16 protein-coding genes and 1 pseudogene are annotated in these 17689 nt (G+C 70.3%); all 17 read left to right on the top strand.

Annotation, left to right across the window (positions count from 1 at the left end):
* The first annotated feature begins 118 nt into the window (after window positions 1–118).
* The 17 genes and pseudogenes from ACFWGN_RS18440 to ACFWGN_RS18360 all read left to right on the top strand — a co-directional run bounded on the left by ACFWGN_RS18440 (window position 119) and on the right by ACFWGN_RS18360 (window position 17642).
* Entirely contained in the window at window positions 119–1225 is a 1107-nt protein-coding gene (locus ACFWGN_RS18440; RefSeq protein WP_377618905.1) for an ArdC-like ssDNA-binding domain-containing protein, read from the top strand.
* Entirely contained in the window at window positions 1225–2226 is a 1002-nt protein-coding gene (locus ACFWGN_RS18435; protein WP_377618904.1) for a bifunctional DNA primase/polymerase, read from the top strand. Before ACFWGN_RS18440 ends, ACFWGN_RS18435 begins: the two co-directional genes overlap by 1 nt.
* Complete coding sequence (locus tag ACFWGN_RS18430) at window positions 2226–2954, top strand: DUF2637 domain-containing protein (RefSeq protein ID WP_377618902.1); 729 nt, start codon at window positions 2226–2228, stop codon at window positions 2952–2954. The genes ACFWGN_RS18435 and ACFWGN_RS18430 overlap by 1 nt, the downstream gene beginning before the upstream one ends.
* A complete protein-coding gene (locus ACFWGN_RS18425; RefSeq protein ID WP_377618900.1) occupies window positions 2951–3346 on the top strand; it encodes a hypothetical protein in 396 nt (131 codons plus the stop codon). Before ACFWGN_RS18430 ends, ACFWGN_RS18425 begins: the two co-directional genes overlap by 4 nt.
* A 6-nt stretch (window positions 3347–3352) precedes the next feature.
* Window positions 3353–4246, top strand: a pseudogene (locus ACFWGN_RS18420) (hypothetical protein).
* Window positions 4243–5262 (top strand): ParB N-terminal domain-containing protein, encoded by a 1020-nt coding sequence (locus ACFWGN_RS18415; RefSeq protein ID WP_377618899.1) that lies wholly within the window; start codon window positions 4243–4245, stop codon window positions 5260–5262. The pseudogene ACFWGN_RS18420 and the gene ACFWGN_RS18415 overlap by 4 nt, the downstream one beginning before the upstream one ends.
* Window positions 5263–5308: 46 nt before the next feature.
* Complete coding sequence (locus tag ACFWGN_RS18410; protein ID WP_377618897.1) at window positions 5309–6010, top strand: hypothetical protein; 702 nt, start codon at window positions 5309–5311, stop codon at window positions 6008–6010.
* Between the two features lie 14 nt (window positions 6011–6024).
* A complete protein-coding gene (locus tag ACFWGN_RS18405; RefSeq protein ID WP_377618896.1) occupies window positions 6025–7686 on the top strand; it encodes a M23 family metallopeptidase in 1662 nt (553 codons plus the stop codon).
* A gap of 238 nt (window positions 7687–7924) precedes the next feature.
* Window positions 7925–8191 carry a DUF6112 family protein gene (locus tag ACFWGN_RS18400; protein WP_377618894.1) on the top strand — a complete coding sequence of 89 codons (267 nt, stop codon included), beginning with the start codon at window positions 7925–7927 and terminating at the stop codon, window positions 8189–8191.
* A 251-nt stretch (window positions 8192–8442) separates the two neighbouring features.
* Window positions 8443–8715 (top strand): DUF6112 family protein, encoded by a 273-nt coding sequence (locus ACFWGN_RS18395; RefSeq protein ID WP_377618935.1) that lies wholly within the window; start codon window positions 8443–8445, stop codon window positions 8713–8715.
* Window positions 8716–8746: 31 nt separating this feature from the next.
* The gene (locus ACFWGN_RS18390) at window positions 8747–10189 is read left to right on the top strand and encodes a conjugal transfer protein TrbL (protein WP_377618933.1); all 1443 of its coding nucleotides are present in this window, start codon (window positions 8747–8749) and stop codon (window positions 10187–10189) included.
* A gap of 6 nt (window positions 10190–10195) precedes the next feature.
* Entirely contained in the window at window positions 10196–11668 is a 1473-nt protein-coding gene (locus tag ACFWGN_RS18385; RefSeq protein ID WP_377618892.1) for an SCO6880 family protein, read from the top strand.
* Window positions 11669–11758: 90 nt separating this feature from the next.
* Window positions 11759–12970, top strand: coding sequence for a hypothetical protein (locus tag ACFWGN_RS18380; RefSeq protein WP_377618890.1), 1212 nt, complete (start codon window positions 11759–11761; stop codon window positions 12968–12970).
* Window positions 12967–14454 carry an ATP-binding protein gene (locus tag ACFWGN_RS18375; protein WP_377618889.1) on the top strand — a complete coding sequence of 496 codons (1488 nt, stop codon included), beginning with the start codon at window positions 12967–12969 and terminating at the stop codon, window positions 14452–14454. Before ACFWGN_RS18380 ends, ACFWGN_RS18375 begins: the two co-directional genes overlap by 4 nt.
* Window positions 14454–15020: a hypothetical protein gene (locus ACFWGN_RS18370; protein ID WP_377618887.1), complete on the top strand. Its 567-nt coding sequence runs from the start codon at window positions 14454–14456 to the stop codon at window positions 15018–15020. Before ACFWGN_RS18375 ends, ACFWGN_RS18370 begins: the two co-directional genes overlap by 1 nt.
* Window positions 15017–16810, top strand: coding sequence for a type IV secretory system conjugative DNA transfer family protein (locus tag ACFWGN_RS18365; protein ID WP_377618885.1), 1794 nt, complete (start codon window positions 15017–15019; stop codon window positions 16808–16810). Before ACFWGN_RS18370 ends, ACFWGN_RS18365 begins: the two co-directional genes overlap by 4 nt.
* Before the next feature lie 283 nt (window positions 16811–17093).
* A complete protein-coding gene (locus tag ACFWGN_RS18360; protein WP_377618883.1) occupies window positions 17094–17642 on the top strand; it encodes a hypothetical protein in 549 nt (182 codons plus the stop codon).
* The last annotated feature ends 47 nt before the right edge of the window (window positions 17643–17689 follow it).

Raw genomic sequence — 17689 nt, 5'->3', positions numbered from 1 at the left:
ACCGACCTCGTAGTCCGCTGACCGTCTCGACACACCTGCTGGTTCTCCTGGCGCACCTCGTTGGTGCACCGCCGCCCTCTCCTGGGGCGCGGTCTATGCCGGGAGGAGGCCAGAGCAGATGGCGACGAGGCAGGAGGCCCGCGAAGCACGCGAGACGAAGCTCGACGAGCTGCACGAGAAGCTGGCCGGCGCCGTCGAGCAGCTCGTGTCCGGCCCGGATTGGGCGCGGGCGCTCGCGTTCGCGGCGCGGTTCCGGTCGAGGAGCTTCAACAACACCCTGCTGATCTGGGTGCAGCATCACGGCGCCTACGAGCAGGGCCGGGTGCCGGAGCCGTTTCCTTCGTACGTGGCCGGCTACAAGCAGTGGCAGCAGCTCGGTCGTCAGGTGGAAAAGGGCCAGCCCGGCTACCAGATTCTCGCTCCCGTGACTGGCCGGTTCGCCACCGCCACCCCGCAGGACGCGGAGTCCTGGCGGCGTCTGGGGAAGGGCGAGAAGCCTCGGCCGGGTGAGGTGGTGCGCTCCAAGATGGTCGGCGTCCGCCCAGCGTATGTGTGGGACACGAGCCAGACCACCGGCGACCCGATTCCCGAGCCGCCGACACCGCGGCTGCTGGAAGGCGAAGCGCCCGCGGGGTTGTGGGACGGCCTGGCCGCGCAGGTCCAGGCGGCTGGGTTCGCGGTGCAACGGGTGCCGCACGAGGGCATGATCCACGGCGCGAACGGGATGACCGACTACACCGCCAAGACCGTGGCGGTGCGCCAGAGCATGGATCCCGCCGCGCAAACCAAGACCCTCGCGCACGAACTCGGCCACGTCCTGCTGCACGGCCCCGACGCCGAGGAGGCCCGTCAGCATCGCGGCATCGGCGAAGTCGAAGCCGAGTCCGTGGCGCTGATGATCGGCGCCGCCCACGGAATGGACACCAGCGGCTACACGATCCCGTACGTGTCGACCTGGGCCGCCCGCGTCGACGGCAAGGAGCCGGTGGAGGTGGTCAAGGCCGCCGGGGAGCGGGTCCGCAAGGCCGCCCTGACAATCCTGGACCGGCTCGACACGGTGCAGGTCGGTGACGGTACTCCACCGGGTCTGGACCGGGAGGCAGCCCATCGCGGGGCACCCGTACCCGTACGACCGGCACCGGAGCCGTCGCGGCAGGTGGCGTCGTTGCCGGAGCCAGGTGCGCGACCCGTTCCCGCGCCGGCGCTCGAGGGGCAGGGTCTGTGATGGCCGAACACGGTGCAGTCGCCTCGGTGCTGCTTCGAATGAGCGGTGCGTGGCCGTTGTCGGCGGCTGCGCGGGAGTTCGCCACCGCGGGGGTGCCGGTCTTCCCCTGTGCGGCGTATGGGAAGCGGCCGGCTACCGAGCACGGTTTCCACGACGCCACCACCAACCTCGATCAGATCGAGGCGTGGTGGCGGCAATCGCCGGGAGCGAACATCGGCGTCCCGACCGGTGCCGCCTCAGGCACGGTCGTGGTGGATGTCGATGTCCACGGCCCAGTCGATGGCCACGCCAGCTTCGACCGCGCCCACCGCGCCGGGCTGGTGGAGCGGTGGGAGCTGCTGGTGCGCACGCCCACGGGCGGGATGCACGCCTACTACCCGACCGCACCCAGCACGGAGCAGCGGTCGTGGCAGGCGGCCCGCGCTGGGATCGACTTCCGCGGTGACGGTGGCTACATCATCGTCCCGCCCTCGGCCCGCTCCATCGAGGGCACCACGGTCACCTACGGGGTCGAAACGATCAACACCGGCCCCGCCAGCACGCTGGATGCGCAGCGGCTGCGGGACTTCCTCGACCCCCGCCCAACCCCCAGCCGCGCCACGTCTCCCGGTCTGGATCGGGATGTCGATGTGTCGCGGCTGGCGGCGTGGGTCGCTGCCCGTGGCGAAGGAGAGCGGAACCGTGGGCTGTTCTGGGCGGCGTGCCGACTCGCCGAGAACGGGCTCCCGGCGTCGGTTGCGCTCGATGTGCTCACCGCGGCCGCCGGGCACGCCGGGCTCGCCGCGCGCGAGATCACCACCACGGTCCGCTCCGCGTACCGCACCGTCCACCCGGCCACCGCCCGGCGCAGACCGTCCTCATCAGTCGGAGAGACGGTGCGGGGCGTCTCACCACCGGCTGCGGACGGCTGGTTCAGCCGCGACGCGTCCGCTCGACCGGTGCCGGGGCCGGGGCCGGGGCCGGGGCCGGGGCCGGGGCCGTCAAGGATGCGGGGGCTGTGATGAGCACCCCAACCGCAACGGGTGCGGCGGGTCGCCGGTGGGCCGTGGTGACGGCGGTGTCGGGGACGGTGTTCATCGCCGCCGGAGCGTTCTGGCTGTCGTTCACCGCGCTGGCAGACCTCGCCGCCCGAAGCGGTGTCGGGGACGGGCAGGCGTGGGCGTGGCCGCTGATCGTAGACGGCATCATCGTCGTCGCCACCGTCGCCGTCGTCGCCCTCGCCGGTCAGAGGACGGCCTGGTACCCGTGGGCGCTGCTGATCGGCGGCGCCGCGGTGTCGGTGACCGCCAACGCGATCCACGCCGTGGTCGCCGCCGATGCCGACGTGCCTGGAGTGCTCGCCGCATCGGTGGCGGCGGTGCCACCGGTGGTGCTGCTGGCCATCACGCACCTGACCGTCATCCTCACCCGCCCCACACCCGGCGGAGGCGGCGGTCCGGCATCCAACCTCGCGGCCTTGGACTCCACGATGCTCGATGCCCCGGCGCAGCGACGCCGCCTAGAGCTGACGGTGCCGCCCCACGCAGATGACCCCGCATTCGGGATGCAGCCACTGGCCGATGACACACCTTCCGCGGAACGCAGGAGCCGAGCCTCGGCGCTGCGGAACGCGGGCTGGTCGAACAAGCGCATCGCCCGCGAACTCAGCGTGCATCCCTCCACGGTCGGGCGCTGGTTCGCGAGCGCGCACCTTCCTGACAGCAACGATGGCGAGGAGGCCACCCCATGAATGGGAACCCACACGAACAGCACGAGCGGCGACAGCCGGTCCCTGAGCCCGAACGCGAGCGCGAGCCGGTCGACCCGACCAGCACACCGGACGCAGTGGAATCCGCCCACGTTCGCCGCGACGACCCGGAGCACACGCCGCTGGCTGCGAGGCGGGCGCGGGGTGTGGAGTGGGTGCGCCCCACGGACCTCATCGCCCGGCACACTGCGACAGTCGCGGGGCGGGGTATCGACTTCGAGGCCGAACTGGCCCGCCGCGCCCGCACGCCGATCACGAATCGGATGCACGACCTCGCCGACCGGGCACGCCGGTTGCCGCCGCTGTCCGCGTTCGGCCGCAGCGGCACCAGCGGATCAGGCCCGGTGCGCTCTGGTGTGGGGATGAACAGGTGAGCGGCGATGACCACCACGACACACCACGAGCACGATGGCGCCGGCGAGGATTTCACGACCGGTGAGGGCCTGCGGACTCTGCTGACCCGGTTGCACGAGGCGGGCTAGGGCGCGTGGGCGTCCGACCCGTCCGCGCGCGAGCTGATGGCCTATGCGGCGGAGAAGTACACCCCGCTGGCGCGCAAGCACGGCCTGGACCCGTGGGAGGCAGCATCGGCGGCGTTCGATGCGATGCAGTACGCCTCCACGAGGCGGGCCGATGACCCGTGGGCGATGGTCACCCACGGGGTGCGGATCACCTGCATCTTCGAGGAACGCGCACAAGGACTGCTCTGCTCGGTCCACCAAGCCCGCCGCCCGCACGTCTCGGCCTTCCACGACCCGGAGCGGTTCGGCGACCGGGACAACCCGCTGACCGACTACCACCCCGCCTTCCACATCCACGACCCCGCCCCCGGCGACACCGACCCGGAGGCCACCGCCGACAGCGGCGGGTCGGGGTCGGATCAGGCGTGCATGTCCGCCGGATCGGCCAGCGAGGACGCCCTTGGCCTGCTGTGCCTGCTGGGCTGGCCAGCGGAGACCGCCCGGGCCTCGGTGGAGCACGTGTGCGGGGCGCTGATGCGGGCCGGCACCCGGCAGTCCGCGTACGAGGCGTTGCGGCGGGACCGGCACGCCCGCGCCCTGCTGGACCTTCCCAGCCGATCCTGGACCGTGCTGCTGCGGGCGCTGCTGGGCAACCCGCACCCCGCCTACGCCGCCACCAGTGCGGGCAAGGGAGTGCTGCTGCGACTGCTGATCGGTGAGACGCTGCCGGTGCTGTTGCGCGATGACGACCTGGTGCTCTCCCTGGCCCTGGCTGCACCACGGCGCCGTGCCGCGGGGGGTGGGTCGCGGTGAGTTTCGATCCGGGACACATCGAGCTGGAGTGGGTGCTCGACTCCATCAAGGTCGGCCGACGGCACCGCACCGAGCTCGGCGACATCGACGAACTCGCCGCCTCGATCGAACGCGACGGCCTCCTGCAACCCATCACCATCACCCCCGACGGTGTGCTCGTGTGTGGCGCGAGGAGGCTCGCGGCGATCAAGAGGATCGGGGAGAAGAAGGTCAACGTCTGGGTCCGCTCCGGCCTCTCCGACCGGCTCGGACAACTCATCGCCGAGCAGGACGACAACATGCTCCACAAGCCCCTCACCCAGCGCGAGTCCGCCGCGTTGTACCGGGAGCTGAAGCAGGTGATGGCTGAAGACGCCGCCCGCCGCAAGGTCTCCACGCAGTTCAGCAGCGAGCATCAGCCCGGAGTTGACGGTCCCGGAAATTTGCCGGGACCGTCAACCGCACTCGGTGAGGCCCGCGCGCAAGCCGCCGCGATGATCCCCGGCGCCGCGTCGTACAAGACAATGGAGAAGATCGGCCATCTCGAACGCATCGCCGCCGACTCCGCCCAACCCGAAACCCTCCGGGCCGAGGCACGGGCGGGGTTGGAACAGATCGAGGCCGGCGCCCCAGTGCACCCGATCTTCCAAACCGTCCGCGACGCCGCGACGATCGCGAAGGAGTCGCGGGAGGCCGACCTGCACCAGATGGCCGACGAGGCCGTCGCCCGCGCCACCGCCGCCAGCAAACAGAAAGGCAAGACTCCGGCACCGAGGCCGGTGCCGCTGATCGGCGCCGATGGGGACCCGGTGCGGTATCCGGTGCGCGCCTTCATCCACACCTGGGGCGAGCTGACCCAGTGGTGGACACACTACGACCCAGACCAACTCGCCGCCGAGCTGACCGACGAGCAGATAGCGGGGTTCTTGGACACCGCCGAAGGCACGAGCGAGTTCGCCGAGGAACTGCGCGCCGCATGCGACCGCCGGGCAGCCGACGACGCGCCCTCGGCACGGGGGTACCTGCGCGCTCTTTGACCGATCGGCCTGAGCGTGAGGGAAAGGGTGCGCGCACCTGTCGGGTATGAAGACCTCTCTCGCGTCCTCTGATCCTCGCTCCCGTCACCGCTTCATCGCCCTGGTCGCCGCTCTGGTCGCGGTCGTGGTGCTGGCCGGGGTCGGCGTCTACGGCCTCGTGGCCGGACCGCCTCCGAGCGACCCGCGCCCCGGCAGCGGCGACGGCGCCACGCCGGGGCCGATGATCACCACTCCCGGTGACCCTGCACCGACCGGATCCCCGCAGCTGCCAGTGGTCATAGCCTCCGATGATCCGGAGACGTTCGCCGGCAATGCCGCCGAGGCGTTGTTCGCCTGGGACACCGCCTCCGGGCTGATGCCCTTGGACTACACCAGCGTCATCCTCGGCGTCGGTGATCCCTCCGGTGCCGAGCAGGCCGGTCTCGCCTCCGATGTCACCGCCTATCTGCCCTCGCGGGAGGCGTGGATCGAGCTACGGCAGTACGAGACCGCCCAGAACCTGACCATCGAGAACCTGTTCGTGCCCCAGGCGTGGGATGAGGCGGTGGCCCAGGCCCAGCCCGGCCAGCTCGCCGACGGCACCATCGCCTACACGATCGAGGGCACCCGCCACCGCACCGGAGTCTGGAACGACGAGCAGGTGACCTCCGAGCATGCGGTGTCGTTCACGGTCTTCCTCGTCTGCGCGCCGACGTACGACACCTGCCGTCTGCTGCGGCTGTCCCAGCTCGACAACCCCCTCCGATAACGGGGTGGTCGCTCGTGCTGCAGAAGGTCGCCGTCGCCGCGCTGGTCCTGGTGTTCTTCGGACCTGCGCTGGCGTTGCTGTCGGTCGGGGTGCTGATGAACCCCGCCGCGACCGCCTCCGCGACCTGTGTCGTCGAGGGCGAAGTCACGGTCGGAGACGTCCCCGACAAGCTGGAGGTCACCACCGCCAACGGTGAGACATTCACGCTCAACCGCGCCCAGCTCACTCACGCCACGACGATCATCGAGACCGGCTCCGCGATCGACGGAGTGAGCCGCGACGGCCTGGTGATCGCGCTCATGGCCGCGCTCACCGAATCCACCCTGCGGCAACTGTCCAACACGAGCGCCTACCCGGAGTCGGCGAACTACCCCAACGACGGCGACGGCTCCGACAACGACAGCCTTGGGCTGTTCCAGATGCGGCCACAGTCCGGGTGGGGCACCGTCGCCGAGCTGATGGACCCCGTCTACCAAGCTGAGGCGTTCTTCGGCGGACCCACCGGCCCCAACCACCCAAGTCCCCGGGGGCTGCTGGACATCCCCGGCTGGGAGCAGATGGACAAGGGCGAGGCCGCCCAAGCCGTCGAAGTGTCCGCGTATCCGGACCGGTACCGCAACTACGAGCCGGTCGCCGAGACCATCCTGACCGCCCTCACCACCACCGACGCGAGCAGCACGGCCAGCACGAGTGGCGGCGAGATCGTTCCGGTAGCGCAGGCTGTCGGGCCGGAGTCCTCGCGGGTGGTGTTCCCGGTCCCGGAGGGCACCTGGGTCCTGACCTCCGAGTACGGGCCACGGGTGCACCCGATCACCGGGGAGGACTCCTTCCACACCGGCACCGACTTCGCTGCCCCGGACGGCACCCCACTCCTCGCCGCCGCCGACGGCACCGTCACCGTGGCGGAGTTCTCCGGCGGCTACGGCGGTCTCATCGTCATCGAACACACCATCGACGGGCAGACGGTCGCGACGGCGTACGGACACATGTGGGAGCACGGCATCCACGTCCAGGCCGGCGACACCGTGACCGCCGGGCAGCACATCGGCGACATCGGCTCTTCGGGCAACTCCACGGGTCCGCACTTGCATTTCGAGGTCCGCATCGGCGGGACCGACGGCGAGCACACCGACCCTGCCGCCTGGCTCAACTCCCATGATGCGGCCGACCTGCCCGAACCCGAGACCGGCACACCCGGCCAGGGCTGCGACCCCGAGAACGACGGTTCGCCGGGCGGGGCGCCGGAGCCGTTCGAGGGCGACCCGAACCAGATGGTCGACGATCCCACCACCGACGGGCAGATCACCGCCCGCATGCTGCACCTGTACCAGCAGACCATCGCCGCGTTCCCCGACACGAGCTGGTCCTGCTACTCACCCCGCCCCGGCACCGTCTCCGAACACCCCCTCGGCCGAGCGTGCGACGGAACCTTCGGCAACCCCATCGGCACCCACCCCACCCCGGCACAACGCGAACTCGGCTGGCAGGTAACTAACTGGATGCAGGAGCACGCCGAGGCCCTGGGCGTGGAGTACCTCATCTGGGACGGCAAGATCTGGTCCCTGGCCCGCGACAGCGAGGGCTGGCGCCCCTACGACGGCGGCGGCATGCACGACGCCGACGATGTGACCGGCGGCCACTACGACCACCTCCACGTGACCGTAGCCCTGAACTAGCAATTGTTCGCTTACATCTGATGTACGAATGACGCGTCGGATACATGTGACAGAACGGCACAGCCGGGCCACTGCGGCCACTGAACCGGCGCCCGCAGCCCGCGTAGCGGCACTCCTCTGGTGGGGGCCGAAGGCCCGGCGCGCGAGCGCAGCTCGCCCTGGACCAGCGGGTCGCACCTACCGGCATGAAGGCTATTCCGGCGGTTCGATCATTGGACGTTCGCGGTGGTGATGACACGTGAACGTGTTCCCCGACTTCGACGGCCTCGGTGGGATCGGTGACCTGCGTGAGGTCATCGGCGCGCTGCTGACCTTCGTGCTGATCATCGCCGTGCTGATGCTGATTGTCTGCGCCGTCATCTGGGCGATCGCGAGCAGCAACGGCAATCAGGTGGCCGCGACCAAAGCGCGGGTCGGGGCTTGGACCGCTGTAGGAGCTGCGGTCCTCGCCGGCGGCGGGGTGGCCTGGATGAACTGGCTGATCAGTCTCGGTGACCAACTCTGACCCCGCATCCGCCGCGGCGGTCTTCTCCTGCTGCATAGCGCTGTCCGCCCACTAACGGGCGGGCGGCGCTACGTCGTTCCGGCACCTTTCGGTCAGGTCGCCTCGAGCCAGGTCGAGGGACGAGGAACGCGCGGGTGCACCTCAGGGATGAACCCCGTCTGCGCATTCCGCCCTGTGCGGGTCCGTCCGTCAGGAGACACACCGTGTTCGACCTCATCCCCGCTCTGTCCGCCGTCCCGGCCGTGCTGCCGATGGACATCAACATCGACCCCAACGACTCTGGCCTTCCCGGCATCGGTCAGCTCCGCACGATCGTCGGAGCGGTCATGACCATCGGCCTCATCCTCTCGGTGCTCGCGCTGATCATCAGCGCGATCGTGTGGGGCTTCGGCGCCAACTCCTCCAATCCCCACCTCGCGGGCAGGGGAAAGGTCGGCGTGCTCGTCTCCTGTGGCGCCGCGGTGATCTGCGGCGCGTCGGTGACGCTCATCAACTTCTTCTGGAACGTCGGGCAGCAGGTCTGAACACCCATCGAGCAAGGAAGTGGGTCTTGTGATGGGTGTCTGCGACGTCCCTGTCATCTCCTCCGTCTGCGACGCCGTCGGTGAGGGCGCCGCCAGCCTGGTCGCGGCACCTTTCGACTGGCTTGCCCAAGCGATGGGCGCTGCCGCCGGGTGGCTGTTCGAGGCCGTCTGGGCGGTGTTCGACACCACGACCCTGGTCGATGTCACCAGCGAGGAGTACGTCAGCGTCTACAACCTGCTGTTCGGCATCGCCGTGTTCGTGATGCTGCTGTTCTTCTGCCTGCAACTGATCACCGGCCTGATCAGACGCGACCCCACCGCGCTCTCCCGAGCCGCGTTGGGGTTGGCGAAATCGGTGCTCGGATCGTTCGTGGTCATCACCCTCACCGCGCTGCTGCTGGAGATCGTCGACCAGCTCTCCATCGGCATCATCCAAGCAGCCGGGGAGACCACCGAGTCGATGGGCGACAAGATCGCCCTGCTCGCCGCCGGCTTGGTCGGCATCAACATCGCCGCCCCCGGCGTCGGAGCGATCATCACCATCTTCCTCGCCGGCCTGGCGATCGCCGCCGCCGCGATCGTGTGGCTCTCGCTGCTGGTGCGGAAGGCGCTGCTGCTGGTGGCGATCGTGTTCGCCCCGCTGGCGTTCTCCGGCGCCTCGTGGGACGCCTCGCGGGGGTGGATCAGCAAGTGGGCGATGTTCGTGATCGCCCTGATCGTGTCCAAGCTCGTGCTGGTTGTGATGTTCCTGGTCGCGATCACCCAAGTCTCGGCGCCGATCGACGGAGACCTGGCCTCGGTGGCCGACCCGATCGCCGGGATCGTGCTGATGGCGATGGCCGCGTTCGCGCCATATCTGACGTACAAGTTCATCGCGTTCGTCGGGTTCGACATGTACCACGCGATCGGCTCCGAACAGGACGCCAAGAACGCCCTCAACCGGCCCGTCCCGGTCCCCTCCAAGCCCGGCGGCAACGGCGGTAGCGAGCCGAAGAAGGTCCTCGACGGCAACGACGGCGGTGGTCGTGGGAAGAAGCCGCCGGAGCCTAAGCACCCCGCCCCCACATCGACCAGCGGCCCCACCGGCACCGCGGGCACGAGCGGGAGTGCGGCCGCGACCGCGGGCGGCAGCGGGTCTGCCGGTGCAGGCGCGGGAGCCGGTGCAGGCGCGGGAGCCGGTGCCGCAACTGCGGCCGGGCCGGCTGCGGCCGGGCTGGTGGCAGCGAAGGTTGCCAAGGACGCCGCCACGGCAGGCCCCAAGGCAGGCAAGGCCCTCGGCAACCAGGGTGAGCGCGCGGCCGACTCCGCGGGCCAGAGCGGTAATGCCCCGCCACCGTCCGCACAGGCCCCCCGACCGTCGACCCCGGCGCCGAAGACGCCCACGGCGGGCCTCTCGTCCGGGCCGTCGCAGCCGGAGTCGCGTCCGCCGAAGCAGCCCCCGCCGCCGGTACCGAAGCCGACCGGAAAGGAGTGACTTCTGATGTCCGCGAAGCAGAACGAGCCCGCCGCGTCGTCGGCGGAGCTGGTGCCGGTGAAGTTCTCCCGCCTGACCCGCCGCGGAGTGCTCCTGGGGCTGTCGCTGGCGCAGCTCATCACCCTCGCCATCGGCATACTGTCGATCGTCGGTGCCCTGTATGCCGGTGGCGGCATCCTGCTCGTCTACACCGCCCCCGTCTGGGTAATCGCCGCCTGCTTGACGTGGATACCTGTGGTGGGCCGGCCGGCGGTGGAGTGGCTGCCGGTGGCGTGCTGGTGGCTGTGGCGCTCCACCGGCGGCCAGCTCCTCTACCGACGCAGGGTGGTCAAGCCCCGGCCGGTGGGCACGCTCGCGTTGCCCGGCGACCAGTCGCGGTTGCGGGAGTACACCGACCCCGATACCGGTGCCGGGATGATCCACGACCCCACCTCCGGCACGCTGACGGTGGTGTGTGAGGTGACGCATCCGGCGTTCGTGCTCCTCGATCCGGGTGAGCAGGAACGGCGCGTCACCTCCTGGGGGCGCGTCCTGGCGACTGTCTGCCGGTCCGGGCGGATCGCCACCTTGCAGGTGCTGGAGAGGACCTTGCCGGACTCGGGCACCGGGCTCGCGGAGTGGTGGGAGGCGCACGGCACAGCCGACGACACCTGGGCTGCACAGACGTACGCCGAGCTGATCGACCGTGCCGGGCCGGCCGGCGAGCGACACGCGACCACCCTGTCGCTGGCGCTGGACATGAACGCGAGCGCGCGGCAGATCAGGACCGCCGGCGGCGGCCTGCGTGGCGCGGCCGCGGTGCTGCGGCAAGAGATGAACACCCTGATCGCCGCGCTGCGCTCAGCCGACCTGGCACCGTCCGGGTGGCTCTCGCCGGGGCAGATCGCGGTGATCCTCCGCAGCGCGTATGACCCGGCGATCGCCGCGACCCTGGAGCGCCACGGGCAGCTCGGTCAGTCCCTCGCCACCGCCGGACCGGTCGCGGTCAACGAGTCCTGGTCGCGGCTGCGCACCGACTCGGCCCACCACGCGGTGCTGTGGGTCTCCGAATGGCCCCGCTCGCTGGTCTATCCCGGCTTCCTGTCCCCGGTGCTCCTCTCGACGGGGATTCAGCGGTCGTTCTCGTTGCTGTGCACGCCGATGCGCTCCGACCAAGCGGCCCGCGACATCCGCAAGAAGAAGGTCGAGCACATCAGCGATCAGGCACAGCGGGCCAAGATCGGACAGATCGAGGACGCCGCCCAGACCGCGGAGTACCACGACGTGCTCCAGCAGGAAGCCGACCTCACCGCCGGCCACGGCGTCCTGCGCTACACCGGCCTCATCTCCGTCTCCGCGGCCACCGTGGAAGAACTCGACGCGGGCGTGGCGGCGATCGAACAGGCCGCCATCCAAGCCTCCTGCGAGACCCGCCTCCTGGTCGGCCAGCAGGCCGCGGCGTTCACCGCTGCCGCGCTCCCGCTCTGCCGCCGCATCTGACCGCACTTGTACTCAGCAGGGGTTGGCGGGTGCACCTGACCGGTGGCCTCCGAATCGCGGAGGTGCTCGCCCGCGTCCAGGGAGGCCGCCATGCCCACGTTCCACGACCCGCTCACCGATGCCGCCGAGGCGTCCGAGGCGATGCGGGGTCTCTCCCACGCCAGCCGTGTGTTCGATGACCCGACCGACACCTACACCCTGTTCGGCGACCTCACCGCGGCCATGCGATCGCTGCGGCAGGTACTCGACCAGCTCGCTGCCACCCACCTCACCCACCGGGACCGGGCGCACCACGATGACGGCGACCACCTTGCCGGTGACCGCTCCGCGCTCGCCGCCGCCGAACTGCACCAGGCCAGCACCTTGCTCGACCAGGCCCACGACCACCTTAACGCCGCGTTCTCCCACTCCGGGCGGATCGCCTGGCACCCCGAACCAACGGCTGGCATCGGCAACGACGCCGTCGCGGCCACCCGCACGGTGTCGGCAGGGACGTTGAGGCTGACGGTCTGGCCGGATACCCCGGTGGGTGAGCACCAGCGCTACGCCTATCGCATCACCGACACCACCGATGGTGGGGAGGTGAAGGGACGGGATCTGTTCACCGGCGCCGGCCAGCCCGTCGATCCCGACCGCGCGATGCGGGATCTTGCGACCTTCCTGGGTGCCGCCGGGGAGGCCCGCCAGTACGCCCTCGACCATCCCGATAGCGAGCCCGAGCACGCGGGGTTGTTCCCGGGCTGGGTGGCGGAGGCTGCCCGTGTCAACGCCGACGCCCTTATCGAACTCACCGATGTCGCCGAGCAGACGGCTCCAGCTGAGGCGTCCCGACCTGAGCGGCGGTGGATCAGCGTGGTGTTCCTGCAAGGCGAGGAAGCCGACCAGGTTCTTGACGTGATCGACGCCGATGGCACCGCTGCGGCGATCGAGCATCTGAAGGGCTGGGACTACGGGGAAGAGACCACCCGGGCGGCGCTGGAGAACGGCTACGTCTACGACGAGCCCCCGACCGGAGCGCTGGACCGGGTGGTCACCGACGACGGCGCTGGCTACAGCCTGACCTACAACCCGTTCGCCGGACATGTCAGCCTCCTCCGCGAGCACCACACTCTGCCCGCCGACGCCCTCGACGATGCGGGCGTGGTGTCGGCGCGTGAGGCGATCGCCGGGATCGGCGGCCCCGCCCCTGAGTCGGAAGCGAGACAGGCGGCGTCCGAGCGGTCGCGGAGGGCGCCCGATCCGTCGTGGTTCGTTCACCCCGGCGCGGCCGCGGTGAAGCAGTCCCGAGGACTCTCGCTGTGAACGACAGTGAACGGGAGCGGCTGCACACCTCCGTCCTGGTCGCCCCCGCCGCCGAGCGACGGCGGCTGCGCAAGCAGCGCCGACAGGCCGCCGCCCGCCTCCAGGCTGAGCGACGCCAGACGGAGAATCTGGCCGCGCGGACCAAGGCCGAGGCCGAGAAGGCGGAGCGACGCGGGACGGCCTACCTGCCCGCCGCCGGCGAGCCCGGCCCGACGGCGCTCCGGTCGCCGGGCCGATTCCGGCTCCCTCGGCATCAGGACACCAGCGCGACGTTGGCTGGGGCGTATCCGTTCGTCGCCGAAGGCGGCCTCGGGAGTGATGGGGTTTTCGTCGGGCAAGACCTCTACTCCGGCGGCAGCTTCGTTTACGACCCCTGGGTCTTGTATGCCCGCGGCATCATCACCGCACCCAACATCGTCCTGGCCGGGATCGTGGGCTCCGGCAAATCCTCCCTCGCCAAGAGTCTCTACACTCGGTCGTTGCCATTCGGCCGCCGCGTCTACGTTCCCGGCGACCCCAAGGGCGAGCACACCGCCGTCGCAGAAGCGGTGGGCGGCCGGGCGATCGTCTTGGGCCACGGACTTCACACAAGGCTGAACCCCCTCGATGAAGGCCACCGACCCTCCGGCCTGTCGGATGAGCAATGGTCCTCCACGGTCGCCTCACGGCGTCGTGACCTGATCGGCGCCCTCGCCGAGACCGTTCTGGCGCGCGGGTTGACGCCGTTGGAGCACACTGCGATCGACCTCGCCCTGACCGCCACCGTTGCCGAGAACACGGTGCCGGTCCTCCCGATGGTCGTGGACCGCATTCTGTCCCCTCCTCTGGATGCCGACGGGCGGCTGGCTGAGGACGGGCGACTCGTCGGCCACGCTCTACGCCGCCTGGTCGCTGGCGACCTTCAGGGCTTGTTCGATGGACCCTCCACGGTCGCATTCGATGCGTCACTGCCGATGATCAGCCTCGACCTGTCGCGGGTGACGGAGAACTCCACCCTGATCTCGGTGCTGATGACTTGTTCGTCGGCGTGGATGGAATCGGCGCTGCTGGACCCCAACGGTGGGCAGCGGTGGGTGATCTATGACGAAGCCTGGCGGTTGATGTCCCACCCCGCGCTGTTGCGGCGGATGGATGCGCACTGGCGGCTGGCGAGGCATTACGGGATCGCGAACATGTTGATCTTCCACAAGCTCACCGACCTCGACAACGTCGGCGACCAGGGCTCCGCGATGCGCTCACTCGCCAACAGCCTGCTCGCCAACGCCGAGACCCGGATCATCTACCGGCAAGAATCCGACCAGCTCGGCCCCACCGCCGCCGCGCTCGGACTGACGGGGACCGAGCAGAAGCTCCTCCCGACCCTGGGGGTCGGGCAGGGGCTGTGGAAGATCAAGTCCAGGAGCTTCATTTCGCAGCACCAGCTCCATCCCGTCGAGCTGGAGCTGTTCGACACCAGCTCTCGGCTCACCTCGGGGGTGGCGTGATGACTCGCAAGCCCACGCGCCGAGCGACGTTTCAGCAGCCGGATGATACGCCGGTCGTGCTGCCACACGTCCTCATCACAGTCACCGAGAGCGGTGCCCTGGATGTCACCGTGGACGGGACGGCGTTCCCGCCACCGGCGGCGGGGACGGAGTGGACGCGGGGCACCTTCGGTCCGTTGATGGACGCGGTGACGAAGGACCGCACCATCGCCGTGCGGATCGAGGTCCACGAGGTCGACGGGACCGTGTTCACCGACCTCATCCGCTCCCGCAAACGCACAACACCCCCACCCACCGATGACGATGCGGCCGCGCCTGAGACCCGGCGTGCCCGCCGCGCCAAGCACACGCGAACCCCCGTCCTCATCGAGGTCACCGGGGACGGGTTTGTCCCTGGCGAGGACATCGCCGCCGCCGTCATCGTCTCCCACACCGACGCCACCGGCACCGGGGCGGCGCGCGCCCTACTCGACCAACGTCAGCTCGACTCCCTGGCCAAGAGTCCGCACGAGGTGGTCTTGTACGGGCGTATCTCCGGGACCGTCGTGGTCAGGCGGGTGTCGTGAGCAGCCCGCAGGGCCGGCAGACCGGCTCGCTCGGAGACGAGCTGACCAACGCCGCCCTCGTCGGCCTGATCGCCATGTTCGGCGTCGCGCTGATCCTGCGCGGCGCCGGCTCGGTCGCCGCCTTCGTCACCGGCACGCCGCAGCCGGACGCCGGGCCTGCCGCGGGGCTCGGGGTGCTGTTCCACCCCTCCGACCCGGCCACCGCACTCGCCGCCGAGGGTCTGAGCCCGGTGGCGTACTGGATCGTCACGATCGTTCTGCTGGCCGGGCTCGGCACGGGCGCCGGGTGGGTGTGGGTGCGGCTGCGCCGGCACACCCGCAAGATCGAGACCGACCCCCGCCGGCTCGCTGGGACCGCCACCGGCCACGAGGTGAAGACCCTCGCCTCGGGCAAGGCGCTGCTGCGACGAGCCGTCACCCTGCGCCCCTCACTCGACCAGCCGTCGGCGGCCGATGCGGGCTATCTGCTGGGCCGTTCCAAGGGCGCTCAGGTGTGGGCGAGTGTGGAGGACTCGATCCTGCTGATCGGCCCACCCCGTTCCGGCAAGGGCCTGCACGTGGTCATCAACGCGATCCTCGACGCTCCCGGCGCGGTTGTGACGACCTCGACACGACCGGACAACCTCACCGCCACTCTGAAAGCCCGCGGACGAGGCGGGCGACCGGTGGCGGTATTCGACCCGCAACATCTTGCCGAGGGCGTACCGGCGGGGATGCGGTGGTCACCGGTGCGGGGCTGTGAGAACCCGCTGACCGCGATGATCCGCGCGAACGGCCTCGCCGCTGCGACCGGCCTGTCCGCGGGCGGGGTCGAGTCCGGCGGGTTCTGGGAGGGCATGACCCGCACCGCGCTGCAATCCCTGCTGCATGCGGCAGCGCTGGACTCCCGGCCGCCCGCGGAGTTGTTCCGCTGGACCCTGGACCCGACCGCCGCCGCCGCCGCGGTGGCGATCTTGAACAACCACACCGACGCGGCGACCGGGTGGGCCGACTCGCTCGGCGCGATGATCGACTCCGACCCGCGTACCCGCGACTCCATCTGGCAAGGAGTCTCCCTGGCCCTGGGCGCACTGGCTGACCCCCGCGTCCTCGACGCCGTGTCCCCGGCGCCCGGTGAAGGGTTCGATCCCGAACAGTTCATCACCGGCCGCGGGACGCTGTATCTGCTGGCGACCGGGGCCGGCGCCGGCGCCTCGGCGGCGCTGGTGGCCGCGTTCGTCGAAGACCTCATCGAGACCGCCCGCACGATCGCCGCCCGCTCACCCGGCGCCCGTCTCGACCCGCCGCTGCTGCTCGCCCTGGATGAGATCGGCAACCTGGCCCCCCTGCCCAGCCTGCCGACGCTGATGGCCGAGGGCGGTGGCACCGGGATCACCACGATGCCGGTGTTGCAGTCTATGGCCCAAGCACGGGACAAGTGGAACGAGAACGCGGCCGGCGCGATCTGGGACGCCTCCATCGTGAAGATCATCCTCGGCGGCGCCTCCAACTCCCGCGACCTGCAAGACCTGTCCACGCTGATCGGGGAACGCGACGAATACACCGACAGCGTGACCCTCGGCGATCACGGCTCCCGCTCCAACCAACGCTCGGTGCGGCGCGTGCCGATCCTGCCGCCGGACCGGATCAGGACGCTGCCGTTCGGGACCGGCGTGACTATCCTGCGCTCCGCGCCACCGATCGTGACCGACCTGCGCGCCTGGCCCTCACGCCCCGACGCCGCCCAGCTCCGCACCGACCGGGCACAGGTCGAGGCACTGCTGCAAAGGACACCCGATGAGGCCCCGTGAGGGTGAGACGTCCACGGTGCGGGGGTGGCGGTGATGGCTCGGCGCCGGACGCCACCACCGGGCCAGCTCGAGTTGGACCTGTGGGGCCTCGACGAGGACACCGCCGACACCACCCTGACCGAGAACCTGACCACGGCCACAGCCGAGACCACCGCACCCGAGACGACCGCGACCGAGACCACGACGATCGAGGCGAGCGCGACCGCGGCGACTCCTGCCGAGATGACGGTGGCATCACTGACCTCGCCCGGGCCGCCGACGTCACAGCAGGAGAGGGAAGCAGATGAACCGGTACGGGACACGGGCGATGGAGCACTGGCGGAGGTACGCCCCGGACCGGGTGGCGGCGTTGGAGCACCCGCAGGCGTTCTTCACCGACCTGGGCGCCGAGATCGCGAGTCAGGTGTCGGACCTGTCGGCGAGACTGGAGACCAATCCGGCGCTGCGCCTAGAGATGACACGCTCTTCGGAGCAGACTTACTTGCAGGACGCGGCTCGTCGGATGACGGCGCGCAGGATCGCAGAGGAGGTCGTGATGAACCAGCTCGCCTGGGTCCACGACCCGAGCCTGCCGCTGGATCAGGCCCGCGAGGAGTGGGAGCAGACCCGACCGGCCGACGAGAACCTGATCGCCTGGGCCGAACGAGCACAGGACTCCCCGTACCCGATGTACTCGACGGTCGAGATCGAGGACAAGGCGACCGAGTGGGCGCTGCCGACCGAGTTCCTGGATGGGCTGCTGACAGCGGAGATCCCGAGCCGGTATCTGCAAGAGCACGCGGACGTGCTGGCGGAGGCGGCGACGATCCGGTTCCTGCGCGAGGTCCGCTAGACCCTGGCCCGTCGGCGCCCGTCGGGCCGCGGTTCGTCCCGGCCTCG

It is taken from the genome of Oerskovia sp. NPDC060338 (genome assembly GCF_042726295.1).
GTDB lineage: Bacteria > Actinomycetota > Actinomycetes > Actinomycetales > Cellulomonadaceae > Oerskovia > Oerskovia merdavium.
Note: the sequence above shows the minus strand (reverse complement) of the source record. Positions and strands in the feature narration are given on the sequence as shown.